This window comes from Shewanella gelidimarina (genome assembly GCF_023283945.1).
Classification (GTDB): Bacteria; Pseudomonadota; Gammaproteobacteria; order Enterobacterales; family Shewanellaceae; genus Shewanella; species Shewanella gelidimarina.
Map to the genome: position 1 here is coordinate 166678 of NZ_JAKIKW010000004.1, position 16035 is coordinate 182712.

At 44.5% G+C, this 16035-nt stretch carries 16 protein-coding genes; 3 read left to right on the top strand and 13 right to left on the bottom strand.

Features of this window, described 5'->3' with window-relative positions; all coding sequences use genetic code 11:
* Window positions 1-69 precede the first annotated feature (69 nt).
* From L2729_RS05655 to L2729_RS21635, 11 genes are all read right to left on the bottom strand, one after another.
* On the bottom strand, window positions 70-411 hold the full coding sequence (locus L2729_RS05655) for a DUF4144 domain-containing protein (RefSeq protein ID WP_248987379.1): 342 nt from the start codon (window positions 409-411) through the stop codon (window positions 70-72).
* Window positions 411-818: a hypothetical protein gene (locus L2729_RS05660; protein ID WP_248987380.1), complete on the bottom strand. Its 408-nt coding sequence runs from the start codon at window positions 816-818 to the stop codon at window positions 411-413. The genes L2729_RS05655 and L2729_RS05660 overlap by 1 nt, the downstream gene beginning before the upstream one ends.
* Window positions 819-940: 122 nt before the next feature.
* Complete coding sequence (locus L2729_RS05665; RefSeq protein ID WP_248987381.1) at window positions 941-1447, bottom strand: DUF4124 domain-containing protein; 507 nt, start codon at window positions 1445-1447, stop codon at window positions 941-943.
* 358 nt (window positions 1448-1805) lie between these two features.
* Window positions 1806-2654 (bottom strand): pantoate--beta-alanine ligase, encoded by an 849-nt coding sequence (panC, locus tag L2729_RS05670; RefSeq protein WP_248987382.1) that lies wholly within the window; start codon window positions 2652-2654, stop codon window positions 1806-1808.
* Between the two features lie 60 nt (window positions 2655-2714).
* Window positions 2715-3509: a 3-methyl-2-oxobutanoate hydroxymethyltransferase gene (panB, locus tag L2729_RS05675; RefSeq protein WP_248987383.1), complete on the bottom strand. Its 795-nt coding sequence runs from the start codon at window positions 3507-3509 to the stop codon at window positions 2715-2717.
* A 286-nt stretch (window positions 3510-3795) separates the two neighbouring features.
* Window positions 3796-4275 (bottom strand): 2-amino-4-hydroxy-6-hydroxymethyldihydropteridine diphosphokinase, encoded by a 480-nt coding sequence (gene folK / locus L2729_RS05680; RefSeq protein WP_248987384.1) that lies wholly within the window; start codon window positions 4273-4275, stop codon window positions 3796-3798.
* On the bottom strand, window positions 4275-5576 hold the full coding sequence (pcnB, locus tag L2729_RS05685) for a polynucleotide adenylyltransferase PcnB (RefSeq protein ID WP_248987385.1): 1302 nt from the start codon (window positions 5574-5576) through the stop codon (window positions 4275-4277). The genes folK and pcnB overlap by 1 nt, the downstream gene beginning before the upstream one ends.
* 180 nt (window positions 5577-5756) lie before the next feature.
* On the bottom strand, window positions 5757-6635 hold the full coding sequence (gluQRS, locus tag L2729_RS05690) for a tRNA glutamyl-Q(34) synthetase GluQRS (RefSeq protein WP_248987386.1): 879 nt from the start codon (window positions 6633-6635) through the stop codon (window positions 5757-5759).
* Between the two features lie 57 nt (window positions 6636-6692).
* Complete coding sequence (dksA, locus tag L2729_RS05695; protein WP_101092326.1) at window positions 6693-7136, bottom strand: RNA polymerase-binding protein DksA; 444 nt, start codon at window positions 7134-7136, stop codon at window positions 6693-6695.
* Window positions 7137-7296: 160 nt separating this feature from the next.
* The gene (gene sfsA, locus L2729_RS05700) at window positions 7297-8001 is read right to left on the bottom strand and encodes a DNA/RNA nuclease SfsA (protein WP_248987387.1); all 705 of its coding nucleotides are present in this window, start codon (window positions 7999-8001) and stop codon (window positions 7297-7299) included.
* A gap of 183 nt (window positions 8002-8184) precedes the next feature.
* The gene (locus L2729_RS21635) at window positions 8185-8307 is read right to left on the bottom strand and encodes a hypothetical protein (RefSeq protein WP_283104146.1); all 123 of its coding nucleotides are present in this window, start codon (window positions 8305-8307) and stop codon (window positions 8185-8187) included.
* A 465-nt stretch (window positions 8308-8772) separates the two neighbouring features.
* Here L2729_RS21635 and pepB point away from each other — a divergent pair, with 465 nt between their 5' ends.
* A complete protein-coding gene (pepB, locus tag L2729_RS05705; RefSeq protein WP_248987388.1) occupies window positions 8773-10050 on the top strand; it encodes an aminopeptidase PepB in 1278 nt (425 codons plus the stop codon).
* A 264-nt stretch (window positions 10051-10314) separates the two neighbouring features.
* Window positions 10315-11238 carry a winged helix-turn-helix domain-containing protein gene (locus tag L2729_RS05710; RefSeq protein WP_248987389.1) on the top strand — a complete coding sequence of 308 codons (924 nt, stop codon included), beginning with the start codon at window positions 10315-10317 and terminating at the stop codon, window positions 11236-11238.
* A gap of 1009 nt (window positions 11239-12247) precedes the next feature.
* Here the strand turns inward: L2729_RS05710 and L2729_RS05715 are convergent.
* The gene (locus L2729_RS05715) at window positions 12248-12559 is read right to left on the bottom strand and encodes a hypothetical protein (RefSeq protein ID WP_101092322.1); all 312 of its coding nucleotides are present in this window, start codon (window positions 12557-12559) and stop codon (window positions 12248-12250) included.
* A gap of 89 nt (window positions 12560-12648) precedes the next feature.
* Window positions 12649-13182 carry an RNA 2',3'-cyclic phosphodiesterase gene (thpR, locus tag L2729_RS05720; RefSeq protein ID WP_248987390.1) on the bottom strand — a complete coding sequence of 178 codons (534 nt, stop codon included), beginning with the start codon at window positions 13180-13182 and terminating at the stop codon, window positions 12649-12651.
* A gap of 147 nt (window positions 13183-13329) precedes the next feature.
* Here thpR and hrpB point away from each other — a divergent pair, with 147 nt between their 5' ends.
* Entirely contained in the window at window positions 13330-15834 is a 2505-nt protein-coding gene (gene hrpB / locus L2729_RS05725; RefSeq protein ID WP_248987391.1) for an ATP-dependent helicase HrpB, read from the top strand.
* Window positions 15835-16035: the final 201 nt, after the last annotated feature.

Sequence of the window (16035 nt, forward strand, 5' to 3'; positions counted from 1 at the left end):
ATCCGTTTCGATATAGTTAGCTTTTTATGGACTTATTTTTATCGACTTATTTTTGTGTACGACTAGGCGTTAACTCTGCTCGATAAAAGCGACGATTTCGAATAACTGCGCAATGGTATTGAGATTTAGTTTACTGGTACAGCAATGACCGTTAAGACTCGCGTATTGTTGAACAGACTGACGCAGTTCATCTAGTGTCAGTTGCGGAGAAGCCAAGCGGATCTTGATAGGGCTGTCCTCGGCAATCAGATAGCTGTTACCGCTATAATCGATAATAAAGCTCCCTGTTAACACCCCAAGCATGTCTGTTTGTTCTAGCCAGTCATGCATCGTTTCAAGTCGTAGCAGTTCACTGCTGTTTTGTTGTAATAGTACAATAGGCCAGTTAACTTGCGCTAATGTGATTGTCATTAGTGTTCCTGTTTCAGAAGCCAAGGGTATTGTGTTTGGCAGGCGTAATCGTCATAAGCTTTTATTTTGTCTTTGATGCTATCAGCGACGCCAAAAGCATAACCTTTAATGTAAACCAACACATAAAAGGCGCGTTGTTGACCGTTATCATAGGGCTTTAGCAGAGAGTTTAAGCGTATATTTAAACTTATATTATCAATCTTATGACCACCGCTCATCGCCAACTTTGAGCAGATTAACAGTTCGGTAATCTCTCGTTGTTGAAGCACTTTATTTGCCGTGGCGACAAAACCATGCATCCCCATTCCACCGCGACTAGCGATAACCTTTTGTAAGGTGATGTAGGCAAGGCTTGCCCCGAATAACAGTCCAAATATGAATAGGGCGATATAACTGAGTTTGCGCATGGTGTTACCGAGTGTTTGGTACTGGACTAATAGAATATTACTCCAGCGTTGTCCAAAATGTGCTGTTGATATCTATTTTTGTGGCGTTTATCTGCAAGCAATATCGGTTTATACCCAAGCCGTTACTGTGATTCTGTTGTTTCTTGGGTGATTTGATCTTTGCGATTATCCAAGAGAATAATCGTCGCGGTATTGCTGACGATGAGGTTATCGAAGTGCAAATTCATCTCTTGAATTGACTCGACATATTCTGGATCGGTGCTTTCCTTTTTTTGCCAATATCGATTACGTTCTAGCTTTTGTAACTCGCTGGCTCTTAATATTTCAAAATAGCTATTCTCTTGCTTCAAGCGATACATTTCACTCTCTAATAGCTGCAATAAACGTTCTTTTGAAATCGCTTCTTTCTGCAATAATACTTGCAGAGGATCGAGTGTGGTGAGGGGCTTGTCTGAGTCAGTTTCAGTGGTAATGCCAAGCTGATATTCAATTTTATGCTGACGGAATTCTTTTGGGCAGGAGTGCTGGCTAAAGATGATTTTGTCATCTTTAATGCACTTAAAAATACTGTTTGCTTGTGCGTATCCGCTGAGGATTAAGCAAAGTATTGATAATATGACTTTCGCCATTGGGCTAAACATCCTTTTTCGACTCAAGCGTTATTATTTATCGTTAATCACAATAAGCGTGTGTTTTCCGTACTTTGCTTACAACACATGTTGTGCATTGGTGTGTATTATGTGACGAACATACTATGGCTTAACTCAGGCAATAACACCAGTTTTTTGACGCTAGATTAATGTGGAACAATGTGTGGCATGAAGGGCGCTACAGGTAGCTAAAGTGGTTTTTGGGGCTAATGTTCAAAATATTGACGTACTAAAGACAACGCTAGTCATGCTTGAACGGATTGACAGGAATAAGTTTTCTTATGTTCGGTGGTTTAACTGGCTCAAAAAGAAGGGTTGAGCCAGCTACAGCTCGCCGCTAGTTAAGTCTAACGACGAGGTTATCAATTAAACGTGTGTCGCCCATATAAGCGGCGACCAAAATAACCAATTCATTGTCGCTACTCAGCGCTTTGTTGAAGGATTTAGCATGACGAATATCGAGGTAGTCGTTTCTAAAGCCTGCAGAGGCAATAACTTGCTGCGCGGCTTTTATAACCTCATTAATCTGCTTGCCTGAGCAAAGCTCATTCGCCATCTTGTCTAAGGTTTGCTTGAGCACCGCCGCTTGCTGCTTTTGTGCTGACGTTAAATAGCCGTTACGCGAGCTCATCGCAAGACCTGAGGCTTCGCGTATGGTTTCTACGCCTACAATCTCAATCGGCATAGACAGGTCTTCGACCATGGTCTTTATCACGAGTAATTGCTGAAAGTCTTTTTGCCCAAAAACAGCAATATCGGGTTGAACGATATTAAACAGTTTACACACAATGGTTGCTACACCGCGAAAGTGACCAGGGCGACTTTCACCGCACAATTGATCAGAGATTAACGGGACTTCAACAAAAGTTTGAACGTCCATTCCCTTAGGGTAGATAATGGCTGGCGTTGGCGTGAACAGCAGTTCTGCACCCGCTGCAATCAAGGCCTGTTGATCATCTATTAAGGTTTTTGGATACGCGTCTAAATCTTCATTTTGGCCAAATTGCATTGGATTGACAAAGATAGAAGCGATCACATGATCTGCGCGAGATCTCGCTTCTTTAACTAAGGTAATATGCCCAAGGTGCAAGTTGCCCATTGTCGGGACAAAGGCAACGGTTTCGCCTTTGATACGCCATGCGCGGACTTGCTCGCGAATAACGTTAATCGATTCTGTGGTGATCATGATACTCGTGCTCTAACACTGACTAATATGAATACTGAAATAAGCTGATAGCCGAACCACTTAGCTAAAAGTATGTTCTTCAGCTGGAAAAACACCTTGTGTGACTTCGTCAATATAAGCACGAACAGCGCTGCGGATCTCGCCCGTTTGCTTGAGATAGTTTTTCGAAAAGCGTGGAATGTAACCACTTGAAATACCTAAAACATCATGCATAACTAAAATTTGACCATCAGTATCTGCGCCTGCACCTATGCCGATAACGGGGATAGTTAATGCGTCAGTAATAGCTTTAGCTAACGGTGCGGGAATACACTCAACAACGAGGAGTTGTGCCCCTGCCGCTTCAAGCGCTTTGGCTTCATCAAGAATACGCTGCGCATTATCGGCATCACGACCTTGAATTTTAAAGCCACCAAATACATGGACAGATTGCGGTGTTAAGCCCAAATGGCCACACACAGGAATGCCGCGTTCGGTTAGCATCTTGACACTTTCGAGTAGCCAGTGGCCACCTTCAACTTTTACCATATTGGCGCCAGCTTGCATCAGCGTGGTCGCGTTAATCATGGTCTGTTCAGGTGTCGCGTAACTCATAAAGGGCATATCGGCAATAAGCAAAGCACGTTCAACGCCACGACGAACACAGCGAGTATGGTAGGCAATATCGTCAACCGTCACCGGGAGTGTGTCGTTATGTCCTTGAAGTACCATGCCCATTGAATCACCGACTAATAGTACGTCAACACCTTCGCTATCGAATGCGTTCGCAAAACTGGCGTCATAAGCCGTTAATGCAGTGAATTTTTTGCCTTCGGTCTTGAAGGTTCTCAGTGTGGAACTCGTAATTTTGGACATAGTGGTAATTTTAAAACCTAATTTGTTGAGTTGTTATATGCCAAGTTGGGCTGAACTTCAATGATCTCGGAATCAAACTTCTGTACTAACGTGGGTATTCTATCAAAAAATTAACTTAAAAATGACTTATAGGGATAGGTTTTGCATTTGTTCTATTAAGTCAGTGAACGCTTTTAGCGTTTTCAGCGTTTTAATTCAGAGATGGTGTTCCCTGTTGAGGTCATCAACAGCGGCAGTGCAGGTATGCTCATCGAGTGTGGGTTCGAAGCATTTGATGGCATGGCTATTACTGGGCCAGCTGCAGTTCTGCGGTTAAACAATCGGTGATCAAACTGCCCAGCGGCGTTTTGTCTGGCAATATGAGTGTTGGAGTCAAATCAAATAATGGCACTAATACAAAGCTACGTTGTTTCATTCCATAATGGGGAACGGTTAGTCGAGGTAGATTGATGTGCTCATTACCGTATAGCAGTAGATCTAAATCCAAGGTCCTAGGCCCCCAGCGCAGTGTTCTGAGTCGGCCTTGTTCATTTTCAATTTGTTGTAATGCATCTAACAGATCAATGGGGGCGAGACCTGTTTTAAAGCCAGCAACCGCATTAACGTAATCGGGTTGCTCAACGTCGCCCATAGGCACTGAGCGATAGTAAGGAGAGATGCTAAATGAATTGTCTTCGGCAATGCTCAACAATGCTTGGCAAGCATTGTTGAGTTGTTCGATGGGCTGGCTTAAGTTAGCCCCCAGTGCAACATAGACCTGAATCATTACTCTGTAGGTTTAGCTGCTGCTTGGTCTGAAGGCTTAGAACGACGACGTTGAGAAGTACGATTACGGCCGCCTTTATTGCTCGACTTAGCAATAACATTACGCTGATCTTCAGTACCTTCGACAAAGCTCTTCCACCATGCCGCATTCTTGGCAACGGAACCACCTTCGGCTTCACCCCGTAATAAGAGTAAATCATAAGCTGCTCTAAATTTAGGATGTTCAATAAATTTAAAGGCTTTGGTGCCTTTGTTACGCTCAAAACGTAGCTGTAGTTGCCATATATCTTTAGTCACTGTGCTAAAGCGACGTGGGATACTAATGGTGCGACATTGTTGCTCCATTATATCGCCCATGGCAGCGGTATAGGCATCGTAGAGGCTTAGGCCACTTTCGAGTGCAATATCGTCGGCACGTTGGGTTAACGGATACCAGAGCAGCGCTGCATAGAAGAAAGCAGGAGTGACTGGTTTTTCTTGCTCAATACGCAAGTCAGTATTTTCCATCATCTCTTGCAATAATTTGGCGACGGGCCCATGAGGCGCTTCATCCAGTAGTGCGTCTACTAACGGGAATAGCGGCGCAAATAAACCGAAATCTCGCATCATGTTGTAGTTCTGGGCTGCTTTTCCTGCGAAGAATAACTTTAACACTTCTTCGTACATACGCGCCGCAGGGATATCTTTTAGCAAAGGCGCTAAGTCTTTTATTGGATCTGCTGCTGCAGATTCAATCGTCATATCGAGCTTGGTGGCAAAGCGCACAGCGCGAAGCATACGTACCGGATCTTCGCGATAGCGAGTATCAGGGTCGCCAATAAGACGGATTGTGCGTGATTCTAAATCTTGTAATCCACCGCCGTAGCTATGGATAGAGAAATCGCTAATATCGTAGTAGAGCGCATTGACGGTAAAATCACGACGTTCAGCATCTTCGTCGATAGTGCCGTAAACATTGTCACGCAATAGTCGACCCGATTCATTGGTCTTAGAGATCTTCTCTTCGCTATCAACGTGATGTCCACGCAGTGTAGCGACTTCGATAACATCACGACCAAACACAATGTGCGCCAGACGGAAGCGTCTACCCACGAGGCGACAGTTACGGAATAATCGCTTAATTTCTTCTGGCGTGGCATTGGTTACCACATCAAAATCCTTAGGTTGCATATCCAATAGAATGTCGCGTACTCCGCCACCGACCAAGTAAGCTTTAAAGCCTGACTTATGAAGTCTGTAGAGTACTTTGATCGCATTGTCGCTGATCTGTCTACGAGAAATTGAGTGCGCTTTTCTAGGCACAACTTCTAAACTCAGACCGACCTGAGTATTTTCTTCAGCTTTTGAACTATCATCAAATAACTGCTTACAGAATTGGCTAATACGGCGAAAAATGGGACACCTCTGATTTGGATATTTACTAAGGTAAAAACAAGTGGGCTATGATAACCCAATTAAAGCTCAATGAGTATACGATTCAGTTTACGTAACAAGGAGTATTTCAGATTGCCTTGGTACCTTACTTAAATCAAACTGACTGATAGCCTGTTCTAGCATCTTGCTGGCTTGTCTTTCTGGGGTCACTTCTGTTTGGCCCAAAAAGCGCAATGCCGCATTAATACTGGCTTGCGGCTTTGCAACATCAATTGCTGCCGCATGATTTTGTTTGGATAACTTTCGGCCTTTTTCTGCACATGCTAACGGCAGATGAAGCCAATTTGGACTTGGATGCTTTAACAGTTTAAACAGACTTTCTTGACGGCAAGTGGGCTCGAGCAGATCTGAGCCTCTCACCACCTCGGTGATCTGTTGGTGAATATCGTCAAGCACCACAGCTAACTGGTAGGCGTAGAGGCCGTCACTGCGTTTAATAATGAAATCTTCAGCAGCAAATTGACTATCGACTTTAACCACACCTTTTATCTGATCTAAAAATTGTGCCACGCCATAGTGGTTGCGAATACGGATAGCGCCCACTTTATGCGGCTGCGCAAGTCTTCCGCAACGGCCATCATAACTGCCCCCCATGGCTTTTATCTGTTTGCGGCTACATTGACAATAATATGCGTTGTCTGTCGCCAGCCATTGGGTGATCTGTTGCTGATAAATCTCAAGGCGTTGGCTTTGATAGACGACTGAGTTGTCCCAGTGCAGGCCGTATGCTTCTAATGTGTTAAGAATTTGATGACTAGCACCGGCAATCTCTCGTGGTGGATCGATATCCTCGATACGCACCAGCCATTGGCCATTCATGGAACGGGCACGCAAAAAACTGCCGAGGGCAGCAATCAATGAACCAAAATGAAGTGGACCAGAAGGGGACGGCGCAAAGCGACCGATATAAGCTGTTGAGTTAACCATTAGAGGCATTTAGAAACAAAAGAGCGGAGCATAACGCTCCGCACCTTAAGATAGCGATTATCCCGCCATCTGCTTTTCTTTGATTTCAGCAAGCGTCTTACAGTCGATACATTGATCGGCTGTTGGACGAGCTTCTAATCGACGGATACCGATTTCGATACCGCAAGAGTTACAGAAACCGAAATCATCTTCTTCGATTATCTGTAGCGTCTTTTCAATCTTTTTGATTAGTTTACGTTCTCTATCACGAGCACGTAATTCTAAACTAAACTCTTCTTCCTGAGCTGCACGATCGACAGGATCTGGAAAGTTAGCCGCTTCGTCTTGCATATGGTTAAGAGTGCGGTCAACTTCTTCACGCAATTGGTTACGCCAAGCTTCAAGAATCGTCTTAAAGTGACCCAACTGGTCCTCGTTCATGTACTCCTCACCGGGCTTTTCTTGGTAAGGTAATACACCTGCGATAGCGAGCACGCCGAGTTTTTTAGTGCCTTCTGGCATAACGCATCTCCTGTTAATCATTTGCGTTGTAGGGCGTCTGTATAATAACGGGCGCTATCTATACCAGAAACCCTCGAGATAGGCAAATAATTTATATTATCTGCACTCGATTCTTTGACTATGTCTGCTATTAAGAACAATTTCAACTGTATATTCTGAATTAGAGCTTAACCGGACAGGATTTAACCAAACGGGACGCTGAGGGCGACAGTTCGGCACTATAAGCCAATACCTCTACTCCAGCTGAATATGCTTCATCGAGTAATGCAGCATAAGCAGGATCAATGTGCGCCGCAGCTTTAACGGAATCTATTCCTGTATGCTGCACAACGAACAATAATACTGCTCTATGACCCAAGGTCACCATTTCCATCAGTTCGCGTAAATGCTTTTGGCCACGAGTGGTCACTGAATCCGGAAAGTATCCTTGCCCATGCTCAAGTAAGGTGCAACTTTTAACCTCTACATAGCAACTGGCTTTGTTGTTACCTTCTAATAAGATGTCTATTCGGCTGTTCTCACTGCCATACTTTACTTCGCGGCGTAATGACGCATAACCGGCTAGTTCTGTTATTACGCCGGCATTAATAGCTTCCTCGGCTAAGGCATTTGCACGGCCAGTATTGATACCTATCATATCGCCACTGGGCGTTTCAGCGAGCTCCCAAGTGCGGCTGTATTTTCGTTTTGGGTTATCAGAAATTGAAAACCACACCTTGCTCTCGGGGAATAAGCAATTGCGCATCGAACCAGTATTAGGGCAGTGGATAGTCACTTCGCTGCCATCTTCGAGGGTGATATCGGTTAGAAAACGTTTATATCGTTGAATGAGGATCCCACTATCAAATACGGGGTTAAACTCCATTTTAGCTACCTAATGACCACTATATTGCCGCTAGGTTAACAGAGTTTTTCGGGGGGATAGGAGAATAATGCATCTGTACGGGTTGAGGATAAATAACTAAGCGACTGTTAGGGGCTGTTGATCTTTCGAGCTTAGTTTTTGTTCGAATTCAATGGTTTTAGTACAAGGCTTGAGCGATGATGCTTAGCTGGCTAAGCGAAAAGCTCGTAACGCAGTAATAGAAATATTGAAACGAACCCGAGGGCCGCGCTTCTTGGCTATTTTTACGGTGTTGTAGGCTATTTGTGGAGAATGACTAAACGACATAGCCTCCGCCTTGTCAAAATAGCCAATAAACAGCGGCAAAAACAACCGTGAAAGATCAACAGCCCCTAGTATTATCAAAATGGCTTAGCTATTTAATACCCGGCTTTAGATATCGCTGGCGATCCAGTAAACTCAGATAAAAATAATACCAATCTCATCAAACATATGAGCATTCAGCGGGAATTCAAAGCTCTGTAAGCCAGGCGGATGATTGAAGTTAATAGTTATTCTATACCGAGAGCATCTAACGTAGCATACAGGGCTTTGAAACCCGCACTACGTGAGCCACTCAGGCATTCCACTTCTACCTTACATTGAATTAAAAGGGAATAACCATTTCTTCATCAATGTGCCTTGAATTGAAAAGCTTGAGTGGCTCTGAATTGACTAGATGTTTAATAGGATTGGTATCATAAACGAGTCGGGAGCACCCTTGCTGATCGATTCACATTTTAAGGACCTAAAATGACGAATTTAATGAAAGTTGCCCTCACCCAAGAAGCACCAGCTGCTCACTGGGGAAAAGCCAATGTTACTTTTCAAAACGATGTGGCTTCAATCCATATCAAAACGGGGGATATTCAGCGTCAAGTACAACAAGCAGCCCGTAAGCTTCAAGGACAAGGCGTTAGTGCCGTTGCACTAGAAGGCAACTTATGGACTGTTGATGCGCAATGGGCCTTTGCTCAAGGCTTTGCTACCGCTAAAAAGCAGCCACAAATACAGTGGACCGGTGACGATTCGGCAAAAACCTTACTCGCCAACCGTTTAGAGAGTGCCAACTTTGCCCGTAAATTGATTAACGAAACGCCGGAAAATTTGTCACCAATGGTGTTAGCCACTGAAGCGGCAAAATGGTTGAGTGATATTGGCGGCGACAACATTAGCTACCGCATTATTGAAGGTGAAGCATTATTAGAACACCAGTGGATAGGTATTCACGCGGTAGGCCGTGGTAGTGAACGTCCACCTGCATTGCTCGAAGTTGATTTCAACCCATTGGCAGCCGATGCCGATGTTGCTGTGGCACTCGTGGGTAAAGGCATCACTTTCGACTCTGGTGGTTACAGCATTAAAGGTTCAGAAGGTATGCTCGGCATGAAATGCGATATGGGCGGTGCAGCCACCGTAACCGCCGCACTTGGTTTAGCGATTAAGTCAGGCCTTAACAAACGCGTTAAGCTCTTTCTATGCTGTGCTGAGAACTTAATCAGTGGCCATGCTTATAAGCTGGGCGACATTTTAACCTACAAAAATGGCGTAACGGTTGAAGTGGTTAATACTGACGCTGAAGGTCGTTTAGTGCTGGCTGATGGCCTGCAAGCTGCATCAGAAACCGGCGCGTCATTAATTATCGATGCTGCCACTCTAACTGGCGCTGCCGTTATGGCGGTTGGCACTAATTACAATGCTATTTTCTCTCCTAAAGCTGAAATCTTGGCGTTAGCACAACAAAAAGCCATTGCCGCTGGCGAGCGAGTTTGGCCTTTGCCACTTGATCCTTGGCATATGGACAGCTGTCCAAGCCCTTATGCTGATACTGCTAACAGCCGAGCGATGAAGGGTGGTGGTGCCGGTGGTGCTTCAAATGCAGCGGGTTTCCTATGGCGCTTTGTTGCCCCTGATGCTAATTGGTTGCACATTGATCTAGCGTCGGCATTCTCAGACTCAGGTGATGCGTTATGGTCTGCAGGTGCGACGACTCATGGCGTACTGACGATTGCGGGATTATTGGAAGACTAGTATCAGCGTATTAAAGTAGTAGAAGTGCATCTTTACTATAGCGCAGGCTATATCCAGTAATGCCTCTATTATGAAGCCACCTTATTTATAGGTGGCTTTTTTATAGCTAACTTTTAGCGTTAATACTTACCTTGCAGAAATGACCAGGATGCAATTAGCCGCGCTTTTATGTGAGTATCTCTGAAAACAGTCTTTGCTAAAACCGCACTCATGTTGCATTATTGTTAACTACTGGTTTTTTACTTAAGTGTTGGTTTGCCGTCCATGAAGCTTAGTTTTAGTGCATTTTCTATCGATCGTGAATCAGCCGAACTGTTAATTAATGGCACTGTTTATGCCATTGATGAGCGTAATATTATGCTTATTCAGTTGCTCGCGGATAGTTATCCAGAATATTGCTCAAAACAAAATTGCTTAGATAAAATATGGGTAGGCACAGTGGTGTCGGACATGTCATTGTCTAAACTGGTTTCTGATACACGTAAGATTTTTAGTAAAGCAGGTTATTCAGAACCCTTGATCCAGACTGTCCATGGTAGAGGTTATCGGCTCGAACATGTACTCGGAAAGCAGCTCTCACTACAGACTGAAGCTTCAACTGCTGATGGTCTTGCTGCTAGCCCTCAAACAGCACCAAAGACACCCTCCACTTCGGCCCCCTTTATTGAGCGACGTAAAAAAATTGCGCCTATTTCATGGTGGGAAATTTTTGCTAAAGTATTGATTGCATTATTGCTGGTACTTGCATTGATCTTCCAGTTTTTGTTAGGCGGAGCCAATAGTGATTCAGCAATGACACAAACGAAAAATCCCAATTATAGTGAGCCAACAAAAGCCCTAGGCCGAGTACTTTGGGTTGACGATCACCCTGAGAATAACTTGGCTGAAAAAGCCTATTTAGAACAGAAAAATATTGGTGTTTATAACACTGTCACCTCAGAAGAAGCGCTCATGCTGTTATCTATGTATCACTACCAAGTGGTGATTTCAGATATGGGACGGCATGGTGATTCACTCGCGGGGCTTAAGCTGCTGCAAGCCATTCGTGCCGCTGGATATGATACTGACTTTTATCTGTACACCTATGTGGAATCACCCGGTGTGATTGATGCCATTGCTCAGAGTGGTGGCCAAGCCGTTGTTATTGATAGCGATGCCTTGTATGAGTTGATATTGGCGCATTTTTAAAAGAAGCAGATGGTTCATTAAAGCTAATTATCTAAAGAAAAAGTAAAGCATTTAGTCATTTAGCCTCTGTAATAATTAAAAACCTATCGAAACAAAACCTATTAATACCAGCCAATGCTCAAAATAGTTTAAAAATTAAGCTATTGATTTAAATCTATTTAATTTCAATTCATAATATTTCAAACTAATTCAGAGTTTCTCAATGGGTAAATTGAGATCTCTATGATATCTATATGTTTAACAAGTCATTACGACTTAGCGCTAATACTTCCTAATACCCTTCTATGGTCTTAAAAGTTACTGACCATTAAATGAAAAATTTGTACAGTTCTTCGATTAGCCACCTACTCATAGGTGGCATTTTTTTGCGAAAATTTAATGCTCAGTACTTGTCTAATACCAATTGCATTAAAAGTTTGACCATTCAGCGGGAATTCAAAGCCCTGTAGGCAAGATGGGGGGTTGAAGCTAATAGTTATTCTATATCAAAAGCCCACAACGAAGCTTAAAGGGCTTTGCTATTTGCTTTAAACGTCAGCCGCACTACGTGAGCGACTCAGACTTTCCACTTCTGCTTTGCATTGGCTTAAAAGGGAATAACCATTTCTTCACCAATGCGCCTTGAATTGAAAAGTCTGAGGCGCTCTGAATTGGTCAAATACTTAATGCAATTGGTATATGTCACTCATTCAGTACCGCATTAACTCTCAATTTAGGGGGTGTTAATCTTTAGGGCTTAGTTTTTGTTCGACTATTTCCCGTAAAGAATAATGATTTTAGTACCAGGCTTGAGCTTTTCGCTTAGCTAGCTAAGCAAAAAGCGCGTAACGCATTCTAGTCATAAAAGACTAAAAGCATTGAAACGAACCCTAAGGGCCGCGCTTCTTGGCTATTTTTACGGTGTTGTAGGCTATTTGTGGAGAATGACTAAACGACATAGCCTCCGCCTTGTCAAAATAGCCAATAAACGGCGGCAAAAACAACCGTGAAAGATCAACAGCCCTAATGCTTAATCGAGAAAACCATCGTGGATAAATAGATGCTTAGTTTGATTGAAGCTGGCTTCGCTGCAATTAACAAAATCAATAGCATGCTGGGCATTGTCTAAGCGAAATTTGTCCGTTTTTGCAATTTCATATTCATTCATCACGATATTCATCGCTTCTTGGGTCCATTCTGGCTCACCTTTGCCAATAACCACTTCTGGTGGATCGTAATGAGTCACCATCCAATTTTGCAGCTCTTCGGCTGAAATTTTCCCGAGTTTCCAAGATGATAAAAGATCGGTAAGTTGCACTTTAGTAATTTGCGATGTTGTCATGATTTAACCCTATTGGCGCTGATGCGGCATAGATTAGCTTACTTTACGAAGGCGAGAAAGATTAATACTTGTTCCCGCTGAATGAGTAACTATTTAATGGAATGGATATCGCTCAGTGACCAAGAATGCAGTATCGGATATTCAACGCCATTTGTACCCGCAAACGATTCAAAAAGGTGCAGTGCCGTTGGCTGTAATAATATCGGTTGAAACGTAACATCATTGACCGTGGCTTTCGCTTTTCTAGCCAGTGTTATATGCGGATTATAGTGGTGTTCACTCTGATGAAGATTGAGCTGCTGAGCAATCAATTGTCCGGCATTGGCGAGCGCTATTAATGTGGGATCTAATGCTACGCCTTTAAGGCAAAGTATTTTGGGTTTCTGCCAATGCTCTATAAGATCTAGGGTGACCTTAAAACGAGGTTTGTTGAGGGCATCAACACTTACGATCAGTGCATCAATGGTTTCATTGTTGGCTTGGCCTAAAAAAGCCAGCGTCATGTGCAAGTTGTCATGAGGTACTTGCCTAACGCTTATCGGCAGTTGCTGCTGTATCGCCTCAATATGTAGAGCTTGCTGCGGCGTCAATGAGAAGCCTAAAAATACTCTTTTATCTGTCATTGTTTAGATCCGCTGTGTTTTGTTGAGAGAAAAGATCTATGGGTAGTTTAGCCTGCAGAGGCTTTTAGCGTACACTGCGGAATAATTATTACTTCAATATGCCATGATTTAAAGTGTCATATTGAGCCGCATAACGAAAAGAACCCTGTGACTTCATTACCCATTCAAACGTTACTACAGCCGATCCGAGCCGCCTTTAATCAGTGTAATCAAATTATACTTGAGGCGCCGACAGGTGCGGGAAAATCAACAGCATTACCACTGGCAATGCTGGATTGGGATGAAATTGACGGCAAGATTTTAATGCTAGAGCCGCGCAGAGTCGCGGCGCGTAATGTCGCCCAGTTTATTGCCTCCAAGCGGGGTTGCGTGCTCGGCAGCGAAGTGGGTTATCGGGTGCGAGGTGAATCAAAGGTCAGCCGTGATACTCGCTTAGAAATTGTCACCGAAGGCGTACTCACTCGCATGATCCAGCGTGACCCTGAACTCACTGGGATCGCACTGGTTATTTTCGATGAGATCCACGAACGCCATCTCACCACCGATCTCGGCTTGGCGCTGGCATTGGAGATCCAGTCGAGTTTTCGCGAAGATTTAAAAATACTGGCGATGTCAGCAACCTTGTCGGGGTTACCACTTGCGAAACTCATGCCTGATGCTGCCACGCTGAGCAGTGAAGGCCGCAGTTTTCCGGTCTTGCAAAGCTATCGTGCCGCGCCAGTACAATCTTTATGGCTAGATCATATGGCAAAAGTGATTCTTGAGGCGTTAGCGTCGCAAACGACAGGTTCTTTACTGGCATTTTTACCCGGGCAAGGTGAGATCAGAAGATTACAAAACCTGCTCGCGTCTCGTTTGGACCCCGTTAAATTTAGCATCTGTCCTTTATATGGCAGCTTGCCTGCCAAGGCGCAAGATCAGGCGATTGCACCGCCAGCCACTGGAATACGAAAAGTGGTACTGGCCACCAACGTTGCCGAATCGAGTTTGACCATTGAAGGCATAACGCAAGTGGTCGATTCTGGTTATAAACGACAAGCCAGTTTTAACCCTAGAACGGGGGGCACAAGACTGTCGCTTAAACGGATAAGTCAGGCCTCTGCAGCGCAGCGTAGTGGCCGTGCCGGGCGTTTAATGGCAGGTTTTAGCACTCGACTCTGGAGCCAAGAAGAGCACGGGCGACTGATCCAGGCCGATGAGCCCGAGATAGTCCACACCGACCTCATCTCGATGGTGCTTGATGGCGCCTATTGGGGCGTTAAGTCCCTAAAAGAACTCCCCATGCTGACACTGCCATCCAAGGCTAATGAGAATATCAGTTGGCAGTTACTCACATCCCTTGAAATGGTAGACAACAAACGCGTTATCACCGCTCATGGCAGGGCGGCTTACGAGTTGGGATGCCAGCCGCGTTTAGCGCATATGTTGTTGAAGGCTAAAAGCTTATCAGCGCAAAATCGTGACGATGATTTAGCAATACTGGCGTGCATTATTGCGGGCACATTAGAGTCTAGAGGTCGCAGCCGCAAAGGCTGTGATATTAGCCATTATTTTGCTGAAGCATTAGCCTCTGAATCAGCAAAACAGATCCGGCAATGGCTCAAAACCTTGGGGCTTAACACGGGTTCAACTCACGCACTTACCACTGTGGCGCGTCAGGCATCGAGTGATGATATTGCACTGTTGTTGGCGTTTGCTTATCCAGACAGAGTCGCTAAGCAGCGCGGAGTGAGCGGTTACCAACTTGCAAGCGGTTCAGGTGTTGAACTGGCCGCCGATGATGCACTCTCTGGGCAAGCTTGGTTAGTGATTGCAGACTTTCAAGAAACTGAGGGCCGCAGCCACGGTAAAGTTTATCTCGCTTGCGCGTTGAATGAACAATTATTGGCTGATCAATTGTCCGGTTTAGTTGAAACCATAGAATATTGTGGTTGGGATGACAGTAAAGGCCGCTTCTTTGCTGAAACACAGCGAAAAGTGGGACAAATTTTACTGAGTAAAGCGCCGATAAAGAATCTCGACAAGCGGCTTATTAAAAATGCCATTGTGGAACAAATCAGCCTTAACGGTCTTGGGTTGCTTAAGTTTGATGAGCGTATTGAGCAGTTACGCTATCGAGTGGCTATCGCCGCCAATTTGGATACGTCGCACCAGTGGCCATTACTTGATGATGATACGTTAATCGCTCAGTTAGATGACTGGCTTAAACCCTATTTAGATGATGTGCGCAATTTGACGCAATTGCAGCAAGTCGATTGCTACACGCTACTGCTAAACCAAATGCCGTGGGCTACTCAAAAGCACCTTGAGACTTTATTGCCGACCAAGTGGCTTATGGCAACAGGCACCCATGCCAAGATTGAATATGATGCCGATGGGCGTGGACGCTTAAGCGTTAGACTGCAAGAGGCCTTAGGCATGCAGGAAAGCCCTAAACTGGCGCAGGGAAAGTTAGTGGTCACTATGGAGTTGTTGTCGCCCGCTAGGCGACCTTTGGCCTTGACTGCCGATCTCGCCAGTTTTTGGCAAGGTCCTTATGATCACGTTAAGAAAGAGATGAAAGGTCGGTATCCACGCCACCTGTGGCCAGATGATCCGGCTAATACTCAGCCGACTAAATTTACCAAGAAGAAGACATTCGCCCAAAAGTAGTTTGGTTCGATTGGGTTTAGGTTTAGTTAGTGGTGCCTCTGGAATGACGATAAATGTGAGTTCGACTATTTCACAGCTGAGAATATCAAGCAGCGCTTGACCAAGGTCGTGGCGCTTCGCCCACACGGCTCTGTGAGCTTTAAGATATCAAACTTCGTTTGATAAAGGTCGTGAGCTTCCAGCTCACACTCGGCCAAAAGG

Coding starts and splice junctions, on each gene's coding strand:
- L2729_RS05655 (WP_248987379.1), bottom strand. CDS start 411: ATGACAATCACATTAGCGCAAGTTAACTGGCCTATTGTACTATTACAA.
- pepB (WP_248987388.1), top strand. CDS start 8,773: ATGACGAATTTAATGAAAGTTGCCCTCACCCAAGAAGCACCAGCTGCT.
- dksA (WP_101092326.1), bottom strand. CDS start 7,136: ATGCCAGAAGGCACTAAAAAACTCGGCGTGCTCGCTATCGCAGGTGTA.
- L2729_RS21635 (WP_283104146.1), bottom strand. CDS start 8,307: ATGTCGTTTAGTCATTCTCCACAAATAGCCTACAACACCGTAAAAATA.
- L2729_RS05710 (WP_248987389.1), top strand. CDS start 10,315: ATGAAGCTTAGTTTTAGTGCATTTTCTATCGATCGTGAATCAGCCGAA.
- panC (WP_248987382.1), bottom strand. CDS start 2,654: ATGATCACCACAGAATCGATTAACGTTATTCGCGAGCAAGTCCGCGCA.
- panB (WP_248987383.1), bottom strand. CDS start 3,509: ATGTCCAAAATTACGAGTTCCACACTGAGAACCTTCAAGACCGAAGGC.
- L2729_RS05715 (WP_101092322.1), bottom strand. CDS start 12,559: ATGACAACATCGCAAATTACTAAAGTGCAACTTACCGATCTTTTATCA.
- L2729_RS05660 (WP_248987380.1), bottom strand. CDS start 818: ATGCGCAAACTCAGTTATATCGCCCTATTCATATTTGGACTGTTATTC.
- sfsA (WP_248987387.1), bottom strand. CDS start 8,001: ATGGAGTTTAACCCCGTATTTGATAGTGGGATCCTCATTCAACGATAT.
- folK (WP_248987384.1), bottom strand. CDS start 4,275: ATGATTCAGGTCTATGTTGCACTGGGGGCTAACTTAAGCCAGCCCATC.
- thpR (WP_248987390.1), bottom strand. CDS start 13,182: ATGACAGATAAAAGAGTATTTTTAGGCTTCTCATTGACGCCGCAGCAA.
- L2729_RS05665 (WP_248987381.1), bottom strand. CDS start 1,447: ATGGCGAAAGTCATATTATCAATACTTTGCTTAATCCTCAGCGGATAC.
- gluQRS (WP_248987386.1), bottom strand. CDS start 6,635: ATGGTTAACTCAACAGCTTATATCGGTCGCTTTGCGCCGTCCCCTTCT.